General features: G+C 56.1%; 15 protein-coding genes. 4 read left to right on the forward strand and 11 right to left on the reverse strand.

Annotated elements, in window-relative coordinates; translation table 11 throughout:
• The first annotated feature begins 16 nt into the window (after positions 1-16).
• Genes H7F31_RS02460 through H7F31_RS02470 form a run of 3 tightly spaced genes read left to right on the forward strand, consistent with a single transcriptional unit; the run spans position 17 to position 5,564 of the window.
• Positions 17-718: a DUF1961 family protein gene (locus H7F31_RS02460; RefSeq protein WP_187102863.1), complete on the forward strand. Its 702-nt coding sequence runs from the start codon at positions 17-19 to the stop codon at positions 716-718.
• Positions 715-3,333 carry an exo-rhamnogalacturonan lyase family protein gene (locus H7F31_RS02465; RefSeq protein ID WP_187102864.1) on the forward strand — a complete coding sequence of 873 codons (2,619 nt, stop codon included), beginning with the start codon at positions 715-717 and terminating at the stop codon, positions 3,331-3,333. Before H7F31_RS02460 ends, H7F31_RS02465 begins: the two co-directional genes overlap by 4 nt.
• The gene (locus H7F31_RS02470; RefSeq protein WP_187102865.1) at positions 3,330-5,564 is read left to right on the forward strand and encodes a rhamnogalacturonan lyase; all 2,235 of its coding nucleotides are present in this window, start codon (positions 3,330-3,332) and stop codon (positions 5,562-5,564) included. Before H7F31_RS02465 ends, H7F31_RS02470 begins: the two co-directional genes overlap by 4 nt.
• Before the next feature lie 291 nt (positions 5,565-5,855).
• Here H7F31_RS02470 and H7F31_RS02475 read toward each other — a convergent pair whose 3' ends face one another.
• The 9 genes from H7F31_RS02475 to H7F31_RS02510 form a co-directional block, all read right to left on the reverse strand.
• Positions 5,856-7,265, reverse strand: coding sequence for an IS1182 family transposase (locus tag H7F31_RS02475; protein ID WP_261800465.1), 1,410 nt, complete (start codon positions 7,263-7,265; stop codon positions 5,856-5,858).
• A 207-nt stretch (positions 7,266-7,472) separates the two neighbouring features.
• Positions 7,473-7,598 (reverse strand): hypothetical protein, encoded by a 126-nt coding sequence (locus H7F31_RS34120; RefSeq protein WP_261800278.1) that lies wholly within the window; start codon positions 7,596-7,598, stop codon positions 7,473-7,475.
• A gap of 176 nt (positions 7,599-7,774) precedes the next feature.
• Complete coding sequence (locus tag H7F31_RS02480) at positions 7,775-8,434, reverse strand: FusB/FusC family EF-G-binding protein (RefSeq protein ID WP_187102867.1); 660 nt, start codon at positions 8,432-8,434, stop codon at positions 7,775-7,777.
• 360 nt (positions 8,435-8,794) lie between these two features.
• On the reverse strand, positions 8,795-10,759 hold the full coding sequence (gene abc-f / locus H7F31_RS02485) for a ribosomal protection-like ABC-F family protein (RefSeq protein ID WP_187102868.1): 1,965 nt from the start codon (positions 10,757-10,759) through the stop codon (positions 8,795-8,797).
• Positions 10,760-10,984: 225 nt separating this feature from the next.
• Entirely contained in the window at positions 10,985-11,128 is a 144-nt protein-coding gene (locus H7F31_RS02490) for a hypothetical protein (protein ID WP_181376829.1), read from the reverse strand.
• Positions 11,129-11,245: 117 nt separating this feature from the next.
• Positions 11,246-13,675 (reverse strand): RNA polymerase recycling motor HelD, encoded by a 2,430-nt coding sequence (gene helD, locus H7F31_RS02495; RefSeq protein WP_187102869.1) that lies wholly within the window; start codon positions 13,673-13,675, stop codon positions 11,246-11,248.
• Between the two features lie 336 nt (positions 13,676-14,011).
• Positions 14,012-14,752 carry a hypothetical protein gene (locus H7F31_RS02500; RefSeq protein ID WP_187102870.1) on the reverse strand — a complete coding sequence of 247 codons (741 nt, stop codon included), beginning with the start codon at positions 14,750-14,752 and terminating at the stop codon, positions 14,012-14,014.
• 37 nt (positions 14,753-14,789) lie between these two features.
• Positions 14,790-15,500 (reverse strand): ankyrin repeat domain-containing protein, encoded by a 711-nt coding sequence (locus H7F31_RS02505; RefSeq protein ID WP_187102871.1) that lies wholly within the window; start codon positions 15,498-15,500, stop codon positions 14,790-14,792.
• A complete protein-coding gene (locus H7F31_RS02510; RefSeq protein ID WP_187102872.1) occupies positions 15,497-16,210 on the reverse strand; it encodes a MerR family DNA-binding transcriptional regulator in 714 nt (237 codons plus the stop codon). Before H7F31_RS02510 ends, H7F31_RS02505 begins: the two co-directional genes overlap by 4 nt.
• A gap of 163 nt (positions 16,211-16,373) precedes the next feature.
• Here H7F31_RS02510 and H7F31_RS02515 point away from each other — a divergent pair, with 163 nt between their 5' ends.
• The gene (locus tag H7F31_RS02515; RefSeq protein WP_187102873.1) at positions 16,374-17,258 is read left to right on the forward strand and encodes an alpha/beta fold hydrolase; all 885 of its coding nucleotides are present in this window, start codon (positions 16,374-16,376) and stop codon (positions 17,256-17,258) included.
• A 215-nt stretch (positions 17,259-17,473) separates the two neighbouring features.
• Here H7F31_RS02515 and H7F31_RS02520 read toward each other — a convergent pair whose 3' ends face one another.
• Both H7F31_RS02520 and H7F31_RS02525 read right to left on the reverse strand, forming a co-directional pair.
• Positions 17,474-18,190 carry an ABC transporter permease gene (locus tag H7F31_RS02520; protein WP_187102874.1) on the reverse strand — a complete coding sequence of 239 codons (717 nt, stop codon included), beginning with the start codon at positions 18,188-18,190 and terminating at the stop codon, positions 17,474-17,476.
• Positions 18,187-19,035: an ABC transporter ATP-binding protein gene (locus H7F31_RS02525; RefSeq protein ID WP_187102875.1), complete on the reverse strand. Its 849-nt coding sequence runs from the start codon at positions 19,033-19,035 to the stop codon at positions 18,187-18,189. The genes H7F31_RS02520 and H7F31_RS02525 overlap by 4 nt, the downstream gene beginning before the upstream one ends.
• Position 19,036: the final 1 nt, after the last annotated feature.

Raw genomic sequence — 19,036 nt, forward strand, 5'->3', positions numbered from 1 at the left:
GAAGGGGGCATGGGCAATGGACGATCGGGACGACGCCGAGCTTGGGGAGCTGCTCTATGCCAACCCGTTGGGTTGCGCCGAAGACGTCGCGGACTTCGTCATGGAGGGCGACGGGATGGCCAGCTTCCCGCTTGGAAGGCTTCGGCTGGAGAGCAGGCGGGACCCGAAGGATGGGCAAGCCGCCAATATCGTGTACTGGTGCAGGGAGCACTTCCAGGGCGACATCGCCATCCGATGGAAGTTCTGGCCCATTCGCCAGCCCGGGCTGTGCATCCTGTTTTTCTCCGCCGCAGGGAGAGGCGGCGAAGACTTGTTCGACCCCGCTCTGAGTCCCCGAAGCGGCGAGTACGACCAGTATCATAGCGGGGACATAAACGCTTATCATATTTCTTATTTCCGCAGGAGCTATGCCGAAGAACGCCGCTTTCAGACCTGCAATCTGCGCAAAAGCCACGGCTTCCATCTCGTGGCGCAAGGCGCGGACCCGCTTCCCGCCATCGCGGACTGCGATCCGCCTTACTTCATGCAGGTAACGAAGCGCGGATCCCTGATCCGGTTTTACATCGATGAGCTTCTGTTATTTCAATTTCTTGACGACGGGGTGACTTATGGTCCCGTGCTGGACCGCGGCCTGCTCGGCTTCCGGCAGATGGCGCCCATGATTGCGGAATATTCCGAGCTGGAAGTGTACCGGCTGCAAAGGAGTGATATGGAATGACAGGTAACAGTGGCAAACTAGCCTTGTCGTGGCTTGAAGGGCGGCCCGCCCTGCCTGCGGGCGTCGTCTGGGGCGCGCCCTGGAAGCAAGGCGAGCTGGATCGCCGCACGCCTATCAGGCTGCGCGGTCTGCAAGGCGCCAACGTGGCTATGCAAAGTTGGCCGACGGCCTATTGGCCGGACGGCAGCGTGAAATGGACGGCTCATGCGGCATCGCTTCAAGGGGACCTGGAGGACGGATATATACTGGAGCAGGGACAAGGATCTCCCCTTGCGGCTGCCGAAAGAATCGTCATACGGAAAACGGCGGAGCATATCGAGGTGGACACCGGCGCCATCGTCTGCCGGGCGAATCGTTCGGGGCCCTCCGTTATTCAAGAGATGCGGATCGGCGGAAGAACGGTATGCTCGGACGGCAGGCTGGTTGGCATGCGCGAGGAGCATCATGCCGTCTCGGGCCATAGAACCGTCGTGGAAGAGCCGATGAACAGCGTCGTCGAGCATGCAGCCGTGGAACAGAGCGGCCCCATTCGCGCGGTTATTGCCATACGGGGCCGCCATCAATTATCGATAAGCGGCCGCAGGTGGCTTCCGTTCACGCTGCGACTCGTATTCTATGCCGGGCAGCGGTCGATTTCCATCGTTCATACCTTCCTCTATGACGGCAACCCCCATCAGGACTATATTAAAAGCTTGGGCATTGCTTTCTCCGTTCCGATGAAAGGCCCATTATATAACCGTCATGTCCGCCTTGCCGGGGACACGGGCTGGTTCGGAGAGTCCCCCAAGGGACTCATGACATTCCGCTTGCCGGAGAGGCAGCGCGAGCTGTACGAGCTTCAAGCCGCGGGATTACCGATTGCCTTTGACCCTGCGCAGGATGGCGAACTGCCAAGTCTCCTTGCGGATTCGCCGGAATGGGGGGATTTCAAGCTGGTCCAGCCGTCCTCCGACAGCTATGACATCCTGAAACGGACGAAGGAAGGCTGTAGTTGGATCCGTTCCGTATCCGGCAGAAGAGCCGCCGGGCTGTTATATGCCGGCGGGGACCATGGAGGACTGGCGATCGGCGTCCGCCGCTTCTGGGAGAAGCACCCTTCCGCTCTGGAAGCGAAAGGACTAACGGGAGACGAGGCGAACCTCACCTTCTGGTTTTGGTCGCCGGACGCCCCGGCCATGGATCTGCGACACTACGATACCGATACGCACGTCGTCTCCTGCTACGAAGGAGCGGATGAGCTTCGCAGCACGCCTTACGGCATTGGCAACACTTCCGAGCTGACGCTTTGGTGCTGCGAGTCTACGCCGGATCTCGATATGCTAGATGCCATGGTACGGATGAAGGATTCTCCGCCTCTGTTGGTCTGCGAGCCTACGCGCTACTGGGAAACACGCGCACTGGGGTCCTGGAGTCTGCCGAATCGCTCCACGCCCGTGAAGTCCCAGCTGGAAGACACGCTGGATGGCTTGATCTCCTTCTACCAGGAGGAGATCGAGCAGCGCCGATGGTACGGCTTCTGGGACTACGGCGACTTCATGCACAGCTACGACCCCGTGCGGCACAGTTGGAAGTACGACATCGGGGGCTGCGCCTGGCAGAATACGGAGCTCGCTCCGAACATCTGGCTGTGGTATATGTTCCTCCGCTCCGGCCGGGGCGATATCTTCCGCCTCGCGGAAGCGATGACCCGCCATACGAGCGAGGTCGACCTCTATCACATCGGCGAATACGCGGGACTCGGCTCCAGGCACAACGTGCTGCACTTCGGCTGCGGCTGCAAGGAAGCGCGAATCGGCATGGCGGGGCTGCATAAGTTTTATTATTATTTGACGGCGGACGAGCGGATCGGCGATATCATGGACGAGGTCAAGGATTCGGATTACGCGACGGTTCGGCTGGATCCCATGCGTGCTTATTTCGCCAAGGACGAATTCCCGACGCATACCCGAAGCGGACCGGATTGGGCGGCGTTCTGCTCCAACTGGCTCGTCCAGTGGGAACGGTACGAAGACGCCTCCTACCGCGACAAGATGCTGCGAGGCATCGAGTGCCTGAAGTCCATGCCGAACCGTCTGCTGACCGGCCCGGTCTTCGGCTACGAGCCGAAGACCGGCGAGCTCCTGTTCATGGGCCATGAAAATTACGGCCACCACCTCATGATCTGCATGGGCGGGGCGCAGGTTTGGGCGGAGATGGCCCATCTGCTGCAGGACCCGGAATGGGATGCCATGCTGGCCGAATACGGGGAATTCTACAATTTGCCGAAGGAAGAGAAGATCCGCCGTTCAGGCGGCACGCTGCAGGGCAAGGATTGGAACATCCCCATGCTGTCGACCGCCATGATGGCTTTCGCGGCCCGCCGGACGGGGGACGGCGAGCTCGCCAGGCAGGCATGGGAGTATCTGCTGGCCAGCTCCTACAATTGGAGCGTGGAAATCCCGCTCGAGACGCAGGAAGTGCCCCGCCAGTCGTTTGTCCGGGAGATTGCCGAAATACCTTGGATCTCCACGAACACGGTCTCGCAATGGTCTATTAATACAATCGTCTGTCTGGAACTCATCGGGGACGAAGTGCCCGAATCCATTGCCGAGCATAAGAAGGAGAATCTAACATGATGCAGATGGAGCATTTGGACCGGGGACTGGTCGCCATGTGCTCGTCCGAAGGCGTCTTCCTCAGCTGGAGGTTGCTGATGAGCGAAGCCACGGGGCATGGCGAACGCGGTCTGACCGGCACGGACTTCCATGTCTATCGCGACGGCGCCCTGTTGGCTGCCGTGAACGACAGCACCAATTATCTCGACCGCGGCGGAAGCGCGGCATCGGAATACGAGGTTCGCGCGGTTGTAGACGGTCGCGAGACGGAGCGCGGCGAGTCCGTTAAGCCCTGGCGGGACAACTATTATGAATTGCCGCTCCGGAAACCCCCGGACGGCGTGACGCCAAGGGGAGAAACCTACACCTACTCCGCCAACGACATGAGCGTCGGAGATGTCGACGGCGACGGGCAATACGAGTTTTTCGTGAAATGGGATCCCTCGAACGCCAAGGACAATTCGCATTCGGGCTACACCGGGCCCGTCTATATCGATTGCTACAAGCTGGACGGCACGCTGCTGTACCGCATCGATCTCGGGGCCAACATTCGGGCCGGCGCGCATTACACGCAGTTCCTCGTCTTCGACTTCGACGGCGACGGCCGCGCGGAGCTGATGATGAGGACGGCTCCCGGCACGAAGACGGTCCGGTTCGGCGGACAGGACAACTTGCCTTCGGAAGCGTACATCACCATGCCGGAAGAGGATCTCGCCGCCGGCTATAGCCATCAGGACGATTACCGGATGAGCAGCTCGGACTACTATGAGCATATCGTGGAGCTGTTCATGCGCTGGCATCGGCACGAAGAAGTGACGGCCGGCCATTGGCCGGCTAGCTTGGAAGCGTGCTTCGGCATGGAGAAACAGTACGATTATCCCTTGACCTGCGAGGATGCGGAGAAGCTGACGGATTATCTGATGGATGTCTATGCGCCCGCCCGAAACAGCCGCAACGCGCTAAGGAAAATCGAAGGCTTCGTGCTGGACGGCCCGGAATATTTGACCGTATTCCGCGGTGAGACGGGAGACGAGCTGCAGACGATCCGCTACAAGCCCGGCCGGCATGACGACGGGCTGATGTGGGGCGATTATGCGTGGAATCGCATCGAGCCCGGCAACCGGGTAGACCGTTTCCTCGCCGGCGTTGCCTATTTGGACGGCGAGAAGCCGTCCGCCATCTTCGCGAGAGGATACTACACGAGGTCGACGGTCGTCGCTTACTCATGGGACGGCCGCCAGCTCAGGGAGCAGTGGATCGCGGACAGCGGCTGGGTGACGATGAACAACCCGTTCAACGATACGCTTCATCTCCCGGACGGGCGCGATGAGTCATTCGGCGCGCTGGCCAGGCAGGGAGCGCATTCCTTGAGCGTGGCCGACGTGGACGGCGACGGCTGTCAGGAAATTATATACGGCGCGGCGACGATCGACCATGACGGGTCCCTTTTATATAGCTCTGCGGATGTCATTCCCCAAGCAGGCGCTTCGTCGGGGGCCGAGGCCGGGGCGGATAGAAAGGTAAAGCTCGGCCACGGCGATGCGCTTCACGTCGCCAATATCGATCCCGATCGCCCGGGACTGGAAATATTCATGGTCCACGAGGGCGGCGCGTCCGTGCCGTACGGCTACACGCTGAGGGATGCGGGTACGGGTGAGGTGTTGTACGGCGCTCCGGCGGATGGCGATGTGGGCCGCGGGATGATCGGCCAGGTGGATCCCGCATGCCGCGGCCTGCAAACGTGGTGCAGCGAGGATATTCACAGCCAGGAGACGTTTGGCTTGATGACGGCGACAGGAGAGCGGATCGAAGAGAAGGCGCCCGGCACGAACATGAACATTCGATGGGCCGCCGACATGACAACCGGGATCATTAGCGGCTCCTTTGACGAGCCGGTGGCCATTGACGATTGGAAGAGAGGCCGCCTCCTGACGGCCGAAGGCTGCCGATCCAATAACGGTACGAAGGGCAATCCCTGTCTCGTAGCCGACATATTCGGCGATTGGCGCGAGGAGCTGCTTGTAAGGACGGCGGACAGCTCCGCGATTCGGATCTACGTCAGCACGGAGCTTACCGACCGGAAGCTGTACACGCTGATGCATGACGCCCAATACCGGGTCGGCATCGCCTGGCAGAACGTCGTGTATAACCAGCCTTGTTATCCAAGCTTCTATCTGGCGTCGGATCTCGATTGGCGCGCGGTGCCTCTTCGGCGGTCGGCGGTGCAGCGCGTTTTATTCCGAGAAATATAAGCCCAGTATAGAGCGAAACTTATACTTTCTTATATTTCAAGAAAAGGACCTCAAATCCCACTTTGCAGTAGGATTCGAGGTCCTTTCACGTATAAATCGGGAGTTGTGCTGTGCGGGTCGTGCTCGTTCCCCCTTCTCGCGAATAAGGGGAAAAACGCCCTCTAATGTCCCCGTCTCCGCCCTTGCTTGCGCTTTAGAGGGAAATCCTCCCTATAATCCCGACCGGATCGCTGTATTCGGGCATAATCCCCCCGATTAGAGGGAGGTTTTCAGACTGTTGAATAACCTCATTTATGCGGCCTGGGTTTGAGTCATAGAGCGGTATTTGGTGTTAATTGGTAGAAACAGTATCTGTACATGCTGTAGACCGCCAACGAACATCTCCTTCCAAGCCAGATGCCGCGCAATTTTCTTCAGATTTTGGGAAATTGCCGTCATCAAAGACTGCTCCCGCATTTTGTTTATTCCGCGGAGCTTGCTTCGACGATAACCATGAAGATTTTTGGCATCTGCAAAGCTTCGTTCAATCGTTTGGGCGCGAAGTTTATACAGAGCTTCACCTTCTGGGCTTATACGGTTAAGCATCACTTGTTCTTTATGCGCTTCCCAAATATGACGCTGAATCTTACGTTGCTTATTTTCGGCCTGCGTGCACTGTGACAGCATTGGACATGAAGCGCAGCTACTAGGGGCAGAAACGTATTCCCGGTAACCTGCACGATTGGTGGTGTAGTAGCTCAATTGTTGGCCAGCGGGACAAATGTAAACATCTTTTTCCGTATCATAGATAAAGTCACTCTTTGCCAATAGGCCCGGTGTTCTGCTTGCCTGTCGATAGTTGATGACGGGGAAAATATTCATCTCTAATGTTTTTTTGCAAATGTAGGGCGTCATATAGCCGGAGTCCAGTAGCACGGCCTCTAATGTGGCATCAAAACCAAAGGTTTGGATTTGGCGTTGCAAGCGCTCGAGATAGACGGTGGCGTCGTTTACATTGCCAGGTGTCACATGAACGTCTGTGATGATATTGAATTTGTGATCCACGGTGCGATGATCGAGATAATGGAATCCTTCTGGCTTATTGCGGCGATTCATATAACCACAATCCGGGTCTGTGGCACTGACTTTATGTTTGGTGACTTCCACCTCCTCTTTCGGAGCTAAAGGCTTTTTTTCGTGAAGATCTCGATCCTCGTTCACGGCTTGGTGAAGTTCTTCCAGATATTCGTGAGGCGTCTTCCCGATGACTTGAACGGTATAGGCATTATTGTTGGCATCGGCTCGAACATGCGTCGAATCGGTAATGAGTACGCGGCCTGCCACCATGTGGTGTTCCATCGCCAAACGCACAACTTTCTCAAAAATCTCCTGAAACAGGTTCGTTCCCGCAAAGCGGTTGTTTCGGTTAAAACTAATCGTCGAATGGTCGGGCACCTTGTCTACGAAACGCAGTCCCAAAAACCAACGGTACGCCGCATTAGGAAAGATCTCTTTTTCTAACTGGCGCTCCGAACGAATGTTGAAGAGGTAACCAATGAGCATCATTTTGAATAATACGATGGGGTCGATAGGTGGTCTACCCGTCGTTGCTGTGTAATAGGGACGCGTTAACTCGGTAATAAAGGAGAAATCGACATGGTCGTGAATGACTCGAAGAAGATGATCTTGAGGCACCAATTGTTCCACACAAACCAGTTCCATTTGATAATCGGTCGAAGCGTCTGACTTATTGGTGTTCCACACGATAACCACGCCTTTCGAGTACAATTTATTACCTTTATTATACCTAAATTAACGCGTTAATTTGGTGAATTATTTAAAGATTGGTGAGTTTTTCAACAGTCTGAGGTTTTCCCTCTATGCCTAGCCGATCGCCAGATTTATTCTGATTAGCGGGAGCTTTTCCTTCTATTTTCCGCCAGCGGGAGCAACGAGCAGGGGAACGCACAAGCTGTCGAACAAGCTGTCGATCATGCCCACCAACTCGCCTGATCTACCTAACACGCTGAAGCTGCTCCATCTAGATTGACTCATTCTGTGCCAGCTTTGCTTAATTTAGGTCGTGTCTGAAAACCCGCTCAGGGGCATCTTTCACCGCCTTTCCGCCCCTCTGCTTCGTCACTTTTGCTTGACGTAGCCTTAGGTAACGCCTTCACAAAAGTTCCTTGCATGGAACGAAAATTCGGCAAAATCTGCTCCCCTCGGAGTATTCAGACACGCCCTAGCACGGAATGAATAAATTTCTCCAACGAAGCAATATCCGTTATGTTGTTATTGCACGCCCGTCCGTCCGCGCACACATAATGCCCCACCGACTTGTAATAATCCGAGGAAGCCTGGGCAGGCCTCTTCTTCGCAACGGCTGAGAACAGCACCAGCTCTTCATAGCGGTTGCACGCGAAGCAATAGCTCTTCTTATTGATTGCCGTGAACCTTCCCTCGAGGCCCAAGAATTGCTCCCCGTTATGATAGACGATGAACATCTTGCCCGTAGAGATATCTGTCCAGCTCAAGTAGGTGATATATCGAAAGTCGATCCCCGAGAGGTCCGGAATCTTCAATTTCTTATTCTTGGGGAACAGCTTCCGAATCTGCCCTCCGGCGATCGGGGGGAACGGCACCAGGTACGGCTCGAGCGCCTGCACATATGCGTGACACTCGTCCGCTGTTCTTAGCTCCGTCACGAATTCCAGCAGCGCCTTGCCCTTGTCCGTTAAATCCGGGAACAACTCCGTCGCCTTAAGCTGCGCGCCATATCGGACGGAGTCCAGAATCTTGGGATCCGCGACCGATCTTGTCGCGCGCAGGACAGACTCGGCTTGTTGTCTAATTTCATTATATTGGTAGTTTCTAATAAACGGTTGGCACATTAAACTTCAGCCCCTTATTCGAATTGGTCAAGCAAATAAGGTGCAAAGCCCGCTATTAGAAACGATAAATGCTCATTCCGGCGATAAGCGCCCGATTCATGCAAAGTATCGCCTCCTTATCAGGCTTTGCATGAGGCCTTGCCAATCCGGCAATCTCGAATTGCCATGAGTATCACCTCCGAGGGGTTCAAGTAAAGCTATTATAACTCTCCCATCGGCCGAAGGAAACAGGAATGCGCCGGCGGACTCCGGGATGATGGGCCAGTCCGAATGATGGCATAGCCGACGAATCCCTATGGCGAATCGAGGGGCGAAATCCCTTTGGCTAAGCTGCTTGTGGCGTCGAACGCGGGTTGAGCTTCATTCCTCCTGCGCCTCCAGCCATCTCTCCATCAACGCATCCAGACGCGCCCGAAGGTGTTCCATCTCCGCCCAGCTTAGCTCCATGCGGGACAAAGCGTCAGCGTCCTGTGCCGGAATGCCCGGTACCGCGTCCAGCTCCGCCAGCCGCCGCTCCACTTCGGCAATCTCGGCTTCCAGCTGGGCGCCAGATTTAGCTTCCTTCTCCTTGAGCGGCTCCGCTTGTTTAACCGAACGCTCACGCTCCGTTCGCGGCCGGCTCCGGATCGCGCTATCGCCAGCGCCTGCCGCTGGGGCCGGGGCGGGGGCAGCGCCTGCAGCCGCTGCTGCGACGGCCTTCCTCCTGCCCCTCTCCGCCTTGTATTCATCGAATCCGCCCAGATAGACGGAGAGACGGCCGCGGTCCAGCTCCCATATTTTCTGCGCCAACCGATTGATCAGGTATCTGTCGTGCGTCACGATCAGAATTGTGCCGGGGTAGTCCTCCAGCGCATCCTCCAACGCCTCTCTGGACGGGATATCCATATGATTCGTCGGTTCGTCGAGAATGAGCAGATTCGGCTTCCCGAGCACGAGCAGCGCCAGCCTGAGACGCGTCCATTCTCCGCCCGATAACATACCTACAGGCTTAAACACTTCCTTGCCGTAGAACATGTAGGCTGCAAGGCTGTTCCGAGCTTCGCCCTCCTCCACGCCAGCTTCCTCCCGATAGTAGTCCAAGATCGTCTGATCCGGATTGTCCGGTCGCTGCTGCTGAGCCAGATAACCCGCCTCGACTCTCGAGCCCAGTTTCAGCTCCCCGCCGTCCGGGTCATGGTCGCCTAACATAAGCTTCAGCAAAGTGGACTTGCCGGAGCCGTTGTCGCCGATCAGCATAACCTTCTCGCCATAATGCAGCTCTCCGGAGATGCCATTTAACACCATTGTCGCCCCAAAGCGCTTCTCAACGCCGTCGAATACGACGACTTGCTTGCCAGAGCGCCCGGTAGGACGAAGCCCGAACTCCGCCTCCTTGCGATCGATCGCGGGACGCTTAAGCTTCTCCATGCGGTCGAGCGCTTTCTGCATGCTTGCCGCTCTCCGAAAGAACTTGCCGTTATCGCCGATCCTGCCCCATTCCATCAGCTGCTTGATCGTCTCGCGCATCTTCTTTATAACCTTCTGCTGCTCTTGGTAATCGGCGAACTGGCGGAGGACCAGCTCCTCCTTCTCTTTGGCGTAGCCGCTGTAGTTGGCATGGAAGACCGTCGATTCGCCGTCCTCCAGCTCCACGATTTTCGTTACGACACGGTCGAGGAAATAGCGATCGTGGGATACGATCAGACAGGCTCCGTCGTACCCCAGCAGGTAATCCTCGAGCCACTCCACCGCGCCCATGTCGAGATGATTCGTAGGTTCGTCAAGCAGCAGCAGTTCGGGCTCTCTCAGCAGCTCGGAAGCGAGTCCGACCTTCGTCTTCTCCCCGCCGGATAATGTTGCGTAGGCGCGCGCGTACCACTCCCGCGGGATACGCAAGCCGTCGGCCACTCCGTCGATTCTGGCTTCCAGCTCGTATCCTCCGTCCCGCTCGAAACGCTCCTGCAGCTTCGCATATTCCGCCAGCAGATCCTCCAATCGTTCTGGACGTTGCGTCGGCGAAGACATCTCCGACTCCAGCAGCGTCATGCGAGCGCGGCAATCCAGCAAGTCCCGGAAGCCGCTCTCCAGCACCTCGCGTACAGTCATGCCGGGGCTCATATCCGGCATTTGCCGAAGATAGCCGATCCGCGCGCCCTTGCTGATGGCCAGCATTCCTTCGTCAGGAGCGTCCAGCTTGGCGATCATGCGGAGCAAAGTCGTCTTGCCGCAGCCGTTGCGGCCGACCAGCCCGGCTTTCTCTCCATGCCGAAGCTCAAAGGTGACGTTTTCCAGGACGAGCTGGGCGGCATTGTATTTTTTCACGTTCTGACAATTTATCGTTAACATAAGGGTTCCTCCTCATAATGGAGGCCCTACCTGCTGCTCGCAGATCTCCGGCGAGTTCATTCGAAGACACCTGACATACAAGGTGAAACGGCTGCCGCCGTCCTTTGGCGGCGCAGCGCGTTTCAATCCGAGAATTATAGGTCAAGTATGAAGAAAACTTTCCTATAATTAAAAAAAGGACGCAGGGAAAATTCCCCACGTCCTGTTCCGTTCGATCCGTTCAGGTTAAGGTAGGAGCCTCTTCGCAAGTTGTGTTATCGTATGGTCATAAGTGGACAGACTTCTCCCGTCTTGCGCCAAACCATGAACGATGCCAGCCATCGCGATGGGCAGCCGGCTCACTTGCGCGTTCACAACTTCCGAATTCATCCTACCTTCACCTCCTCTTGCATAATTAGTTTTCAGTATACAACAGCCTCTGCGCCTTCCGCAACATACATACGCGCAAATGGAAATCCCTCTGTCCTACGGCTTTGTGTCGATCTGTCAGGACTCCGTCTCGTACAATTCCCGGTCCAGTCCCGTCAGATAAGGTGTCGCTTCGCCAATTACGTACAGCCGCAGTCGATGCATCGCACGCGTACAGGCGGTATAAAACAACTTCCGCTCGCTCTCCCGATTGTACACATGAGCGGATGCGTCGTAGATCAAAACCGCGTCGAACTCGACGCCCTTGGCCAGATAGGCCGGAAGAATGGAGATGCCCCGTTCGAAGGTGAGCGTCTCCTTGGTGATGAGCAGGAGATTCTCGCCTCCTGCAGCCGTCAGGCTATCATAGGCCTCGCGGCTCTCCGCCGCGGTCTTCGTAATGACGGCGATGGAACCGAAGCCTTCCGCTTGCAGCTTGGCGAGGTCTTGCAGCATACGCGCCGTTCGCTCCCCGTCATTGTCAAGCATCGTCACTACCGGCTTGCCCCCGCTCCGGTCAAATGGCACAATCCCCTCGCCATCGGACAGCAACGGCTTCGTAAACGACACGATCTCCCGCGTAGAACGATAGCTTCTGACAAGGCGTATGAGCGTCGTATGCTCTTCTCCGTAGAGTCGGACCAGCGGAGAATCCGTCTCCTGCAGATTGGTCGCCTGAGGAAAGATCGCCTGCCCGAAGTCGCCTAGCACCGTCATGCGGGCGTGGGGGAACAATCGTTTCAAGAAGGTGTACTGGAACGGCGAATAATCCTGGCCTTCGTCCACGAACACATGCCGCACGTCATTGTTTCTCCGGGCGCCTTCCACAAGCTCCTTCATATAGAGAAACGGAGTCGCATCCTCATACAGCAACTCCTTTCTCTCCAGCTTCTCTTGCGTTGCCCGGCATATATCGCTCCATAGCGATGGCAGTTCCTGCTCTCCTGTCATGTCCCGATACTTTGATACATCGTCGAACAGACCGCTGTAGAGACCGATCACATCGACGAACTTGAGACGCTTTACTTGCCGCCGCAGCGGCGCGAACCTTTTCTTCGCGATCATGCGGCGCAGAAACTCCTCCTCTTGATCGCCGAAGTCGAACACATTCTCTTCTCCCAGCTCCCGCTTGGGGACGTCGCCGTACGCATCCAGATATTGTTGAGTAAAGTCGAAGACCGCGTCTTCCTTCTCGTATTTTTTCCTTATGGAGCCGTATGCCGCTTGATAGTCCTCCATATCCAGATAGTTCAGTTCGTCCTGGACCCACTCCGCCGCACGCTCCTTGCGTTCCAATACGGCAAGCTCCTTTAGCAGCCAGTCGCGCAGCATGGTGATCCGATTCTCTAGCGAGACCGAGCTGTCGAAGCTATAAAATTTAGAGGACATTTGTTCCGCGGTAACGAGTTCCCTGTCCATAAACGTAATGCCGATAAACCTCATTCCTTGCAAGCACAGCCACTCCGCATACCGACGAAGCGCGTCTAGAAAGGCTTCCGACGCTTTATACCGAATCCCTTGCTGCCTGGCCTCATACGCGTCCCTGTCCTCCGTTGTCAGCGCAAATTCCAATCCGTCAAAAGGGCTCTCAACCGAAACTTCGGGCTCCAGCCAATGGGCCAGATACTCCTGAAAGGTCGTCTGCTGCATATTGTCCTCGCCGAGCTCCGGGAGCACGGTGGACACGTAGCTGTTGAACATGGGATTAGGAGAGAACAGGACGATCTGATCCGCCGTCAGCCGATTGCGGTATCTATACAGCAAATAGGCTGCGCGCTGGAGCGCGGCGGATGTCTTGCCGCTGCCGGCCGCTCCCTGCACGATGAGCATGTGGCTCTTAACGTCGCGCACGATGGCGTTCTGCTCCTTCTGTATCGTGGCCACGATACTCTTCATGGCCGTGTCCGCCCCGTTGCCCAGCGCCTGCTGGAGCAGCTCGTCGCCGATCGTGACGCTGGTATCGAATACATTGCGGAGCTCTCCGCTCCGAATTTGATATTGCCGCTTCAGCGCCATCGTCCCCCGGACGGTCCCGCCGGGCGTTTCGTAGTCCGCCTCTCCCGGAGAGGCATCATAATATAAGCTTGCGATGGGCGTTCTCCAATCGTACACCAGGAAGTTCAAACCTTCTTCGTCGACAAAAGAGGAGACGCCGATATAGACGCGCTCAGTAGCCCCTTCCCCCTCCTCCGCGAAATCGATCCGTCCGAAATAAGGCGATGGCAGCAGCCGCTTCATATTGTTCCATTGCTTCAGACGCTGGCGGTGGCTTCGCTCCCGCTCCGACAGCAGCGCTTCCTGCTGCTTGATGCTGTGGAACGTTTCCTCAAAATCCTCGTCCGTGCTCGTATTAACCGTGACTTCTTCCCAGAACTGCTTGCGGATATCCGTCACTTGATGGTGAAGCCCCGTAACCTCGGGCTCCAGTCTGTCTATCTCCTTATGCAGCTGCTCCGTTACGGATTTTAGCCGCTCCTGCTCTACCTTCCAATCGTCGGCGCTGATCATCTCTTGCGAACACGCTCCTTCGGTGGTTATGGATTTTTTTAAAAACCTGGTTGACAATTCGGCGATTCACATGATATTATAGAAGTATAGATAAGATGTTCTAACTCCGTCTAAATTAATGTGGTTCGCACAGATTTATTAATCATAACATAGACTGTTTGTCATGTAAACAATTCTAAATGATCACATAACCAAAGACGGCCTCTGTCGATGACAGAGGCCGTCTTTTTTGATTGCTGCACAACTTGCCACGGTATGCAATTCCGATCGCGCTGAGAACGCACAGGGTCCGCTCGGCCCCGGATTGCACCCTCGGCCGTTGTCAACTTGCGCTATTCACTGCCCAAACTGCACGCAGCCCTGGGACAGTAGCCACTGCTTGATGTCGGCGAACAGCTGTCCGGCATCCTTCTCGTAAATGATGGCTACTTCCTGCCCATTAGCATAATTGAAACGGATATAACCGCCTAATCGGCGATTGAACAGCTTGCACCCGTATTGGTTCTCGATGACCAGATCCGGCGGAAAGGCTTCGCGGCACAAACCCGCCAGCCGCGGCAGCGTAAGTCTGTCTGGATCGGGCGGCAAGCGCAGGAAGAGATGATTCCTCGTATCCGACCGTGGCTCGTAATACACGTCATCCTCTTGAACATTGCCGTAAACCTCGCGAAAAATTTCGTCCAGCGAACGCGCATAAGCCCCGTCGTCTTTCGGCTCCGATACATCCAGCGAGATTCGCTGCAACTGGTCCCCGTGCCGAGGGAGCCACAGCAACTGACCGGTCGGTGGATGCACCGCAAGGAAATCTCCGTCCACCGAGCTCCCGATCGCTATCAGCTCGCCGATTTGCTGCCGGGTAATGGGGCTGTCCTCGTCATGCTCCCACAGGTCGTAATCGACGAACGGCTTCAGCACCTCCGCATCGGGCCAATAGACGTTCATCCAACCTCTGTACGTCCCCTCGCCGAAGCGCTGGAGAAAACGCATATATCCCGGCGGGAACACGGCTGCCGCCTTTTCTTCCGGAACCTGCCCGCCCCGGTCAAGCAGCGGATACGATTGGGATACCAAATACATGGCCACACCTCCAGTTGAGAAAAACTTATACTCCTACCTACTTGGCCCCGGCCTCCACTAATAGCTTCTCGATCCCCGCGAAGCCTTTCGAACGGGCATGCTGCAACGGGGTCACGCCTTCTTTGTCCGCCAGGTCGACATCCGCTCCATGCCGAATCAGCAATTCCACGGTCCGCTCCTGCCTCTCGTTCCCGTTATTTAGAATGATGGCCTCCAGCAGCGCCGTCCAGCCCAGGTTATTGACATGATTGACGTCGATGTCCGTCTTCGTCAGCAGCTCTTGGACAACCTCCACGTAACCGTGCTCGGAGGCGGGAATTAGAGCGGTGCCTCCGTAACGGTTCGTAATGGCGGGATCGGCGCCCGCTTCGATCGTAAGCTTGAGAATTTCCAGATACCCTTCCGCCTCGGCATATAAAAACGGCGAGTTTTTCATCCCGTCCCGTATATTGACGTCCGCCCCCGCTTCGATCAGCGCCTTCGCCATCCCGATATCGTTGTTGTAGGTCGCGATCATGGCAGGCGTGCGTCCTTCTCCATCCTGTACATTGATGTCTGCCCCGTCTTGCAGAAGCTTTTCAATGGCATCCTGCTGCCCCGCTTTCGCGGCAGCCAGCAACCCTTCATTCAGACTCCCGTTCATGCTCCCACTCTCCTCATCCCGATTTTCTGCAGCTCCGCCGTCAGAATCCGCGCAGCCTTGAAGCAAAAACAGACAGCACAGCCCGATAAGCAACCACTTCTTCATGCCTCATTGCTCCTAACCAACCCGATGTATTTCATAAGCTCCGCTATCGCATGGAATTGCGCCTCAAGCTTGCCGTTCAGTCGCTGAAGGGCGTACTGGAACGATTGATCGACCGTCGAATAACGATGTCCTTCGATTTCGTTCAGAAGATCTTTTAAATTCTCGATGTAATAGATTGTTTTCCTTAAGCTGCTGATGACCAAAATTTTGCGAAGCTCGGCTATCGTAAAGATCCGGTAACCATTGTCAGGATCCCGTGCCGATACGATCAGCCCTTCCTTCTCCCAGTGCCGGATGGCAGAAGCGTTGACTCCGGCTAGCTCCGCCACCTGTCCGATGCTCATTCCATCCGTCAGCTTTACGTTGCGATAACGATCGAATGCAGTATGCCGGACCATTCGAATGATATCCTCGACGCGCCTTTTCTCCTCCTGGGCTATATGCAGCTGCCCGTTTACCAACCATAGGGCATCCGTTGTCTCCCCGCCCTTGATCTTCCTCATGACATCGTAAGCCAAGGGGATTTCATAGCCCTTCAATAACCACCGGATGGTGATGAAGGCCTGGAGATGAACGGATTCATAACATCGGTGATTGCCCCCGCCTCTAGGCACGTCGGGAAGCAGCCCTTGCTCTTCGTATCTTCTTAAGGTGGTGGTACTGACACCCATACGCCGTGCAACTTGACTCGGCGTGTAGACCTTCGCCATGCTCCAGCGCCTCCATCCTTCAAGCCATACCTTAAAGTGCTTCGTTAGCTTTACGACCTACTCTACATTATACCACCTGCGTTCTGCCGGACCAAACCGGACGATTGCATCCATGTTGTATCGTAGAAGATGAAACAGATACCGCTGAGGAGGAATGAACGCATTGAAAAAAAACATATCGTTAAGCGACGGTACAGCGCTTGAGATCGGTTTGGCCGGCAATCCGGCCCATCCGGTCGTTATGCTTCCGGTGTTCAAGCAATCGGTGTACGGCATAGATGCCGACAACTTGCGCATGTGGGGCGTCGATCCCGAGCTGGGCAAACACTTGGTCGAGGGGCTGTCGGACCGGTTCAGGATTTTATATTTCGACTATGAGGGGCATCTCATGGGCAATCCCAGGCCGGAGCTGCTGACTCCCGATTCCATCTGCCAAGACTTCCTGCAAATCGCAGACGAAATGAATGTACCTGTCTTCAGCTATTACGGTTACTCCTGGCTCGCTCTCGCGGGCTTGCAATTGGCCATTCGAAGCAATCGGCTGGAGAGCTTGATCATGGGAGGATTCCCGCCGCTCGAAGGGCCGTACAAGGAGATGCTGACCGTAACGTCCAGGACGCATGAGCAAGCCCTGCAACAGCAGAACCGCTCCGGCGATGTCTTCCAATCTTCCAACAGCCCGGAAAGCAGCCCGGAGGGCTTCGATTGGAGCAGCGTCCAGATAGCTTTGGATCCCAAACAAACGAAACAATTCTACACCTTGTATGACCATCTGCGGGATTTCGACGACAAGTCCATTCTTGAGCTGTTGAAGCTGCCGAGACTTGCTTTCGCGGGGGAGAGGGACACGATCGTATATGGGGAAAACTTTGGAGGCGTGACGGTAGATATCGCGGGGGCATTGCGCAGGCATGAAGCGGCTTTGACAGAACAGGGCTGGGATATTGCGCTTTTGCAGGGGGAGGATATGGACCATACGAAGGCAATGCAGCCGGATACAGTTCTGCCCCTTATCAAACCATGGCTGACGAAGAACTTGCTGGCCTAATAGAATGGCTCGGTCTCAGGGGGACCGAGCCTTCTTTGCCGTCCGCCAGATCAGCTATTCGAACAATCCCAGAATGCCGTCCGGCAGCCAAAACTTCTTGACGACCAGGACGACGGCAAGCACCACAACGCCGATTATAATATTTTTGACCAGCTTGTTATTGTTCACGGATATCCCCTCCATTGTCGTTATATTCGGATTCGCACGCGGCTTCTTTACTTGTCGAAACGCTGTCTGCCGTAAGCCAGGAAGCATAACGCTCCCGTCAGTGCCGTCCAAGCAAGCAGATTAAGCATCTGGCCAGCGATGCTGCCGAATGCGCCATCCCGATGAAGCTCCGTAATGGCAACCACGTATTGCTGCGAAGGCAACCAGCGGATCACGTTCATGAGAACGGGCACATCCAGGTCAGGCACGAATATTGGTCCGAATATAAAAAACAACAAGACGGGCAATCCGACAATGGAGGACTCCGATGCCGTACGCGCGATTAGGCCGATCACCGTCCCAAGCGCCATGAAAATCATCAATAACAGGACGGAGAGAATCGCCAAATATGCGATATTAACGTCGGGCACGCCGGATATGACGATACAAGCAGCGATGACGATCAAGGCGAACAGAACCGTCGTGGCGCTTTTGCCCGCCAGCACTTCAAGCTTAGTAGCCGGGGACAGCATCAATGCCCGGAGCGTGTTCTTCTCCTTCTCCTCGGCGATCATGGCCGCCTGGACGAAGGCGCCGGTAATGGAGATGGCGACGAGGATGGGAACCGTCAGGAACGTAAGGTCGGCGGGGTCGCCGTCCTTCTGAACGAACAACAGGGCAAGCAGGATTGGCATGCCCGCATTGAGCAGAATATGCGGATTGCGAATGCCGTCCTTCCACTCCTTGGCCACCATCGCCTTGAATCTGCGCATCGAGAACATCATTCCAGCCCCCTTCCCGTCAACTGTACAAAGATATCGCCAAGAGTTGGCTCGTTGGAATGAATCGCCAGCAGCCCCCCGTTTCGCATGAGCGCGCTCACCTCGTCCGCCCCCGCTTCGTTCTGAGCGATCACCCGGCTGCCCTCCCGCGTCGTTACCGTAATGGTACGGTCGCCGTAGCGCAGGCGAAGCGCCTGAGGGGTATCCAGCGCTGACAACTCCCCGTTGTTCAGGAACGCGACGCGGTGGCAGAGCTGCTCGGCTTCCTGCATATTGTGCGTCGTCAGGAAGATCGTGGTGCCCCGGCGGTTCATCTCCAGCAGCGTCTCCCGAATGCGGCCGCTATTAACGGGATCCAGCGCGGACGTCGGCTCATCCAGGAACAGAATATCCGGCTCGTGCAAAATCGCCCTGCCCAGCGTAACCCGCTGCTTCATCCCCTTGGACAGCTTCCCGACGGGCGTCTTGCCGTCGCCGGACAAATTGACGGCTTCCAGAACAGCCCCGGCCCGCTTCTCCGAGACGCCGTACAGCCGGCAGAAGAGAACGAGGTTATCCAACACGCTCAGCCGGTCGTACAGTCCGCTGTTATCTGTCAACACGCCGATTCGTGCCAGAAAGGCGGGACGACGGCTGCGGCCGGGGTCGCTTCCCAGCACCTGAACGCGCCCCGACGTATAGATGAGCTGCGAGGTCAGAATTTTGACCGTCGTTGTTTTGCCTGAGCCGCTGGGACCCAGGAATCCGAATATTTCCCCTTGCTGGACCTCGAAGCTGATGCCCTTCAAGGCTTGCTTCTTCTTGTACTGCTTCCCGAGGTTCTCTACCTTGATAATCGCTTGCTTCACA

Origin of the sequence: Paenibacillus sp. PAMC21692, from assembly GCF_014303795.1 — a bacterium.
GTDB lineage: Bacteria > Bacillota > Bacilli > Paenibacillales > Paenibacillaceae > Pristimantibacillus > Pristimantibacillus agaridevorans.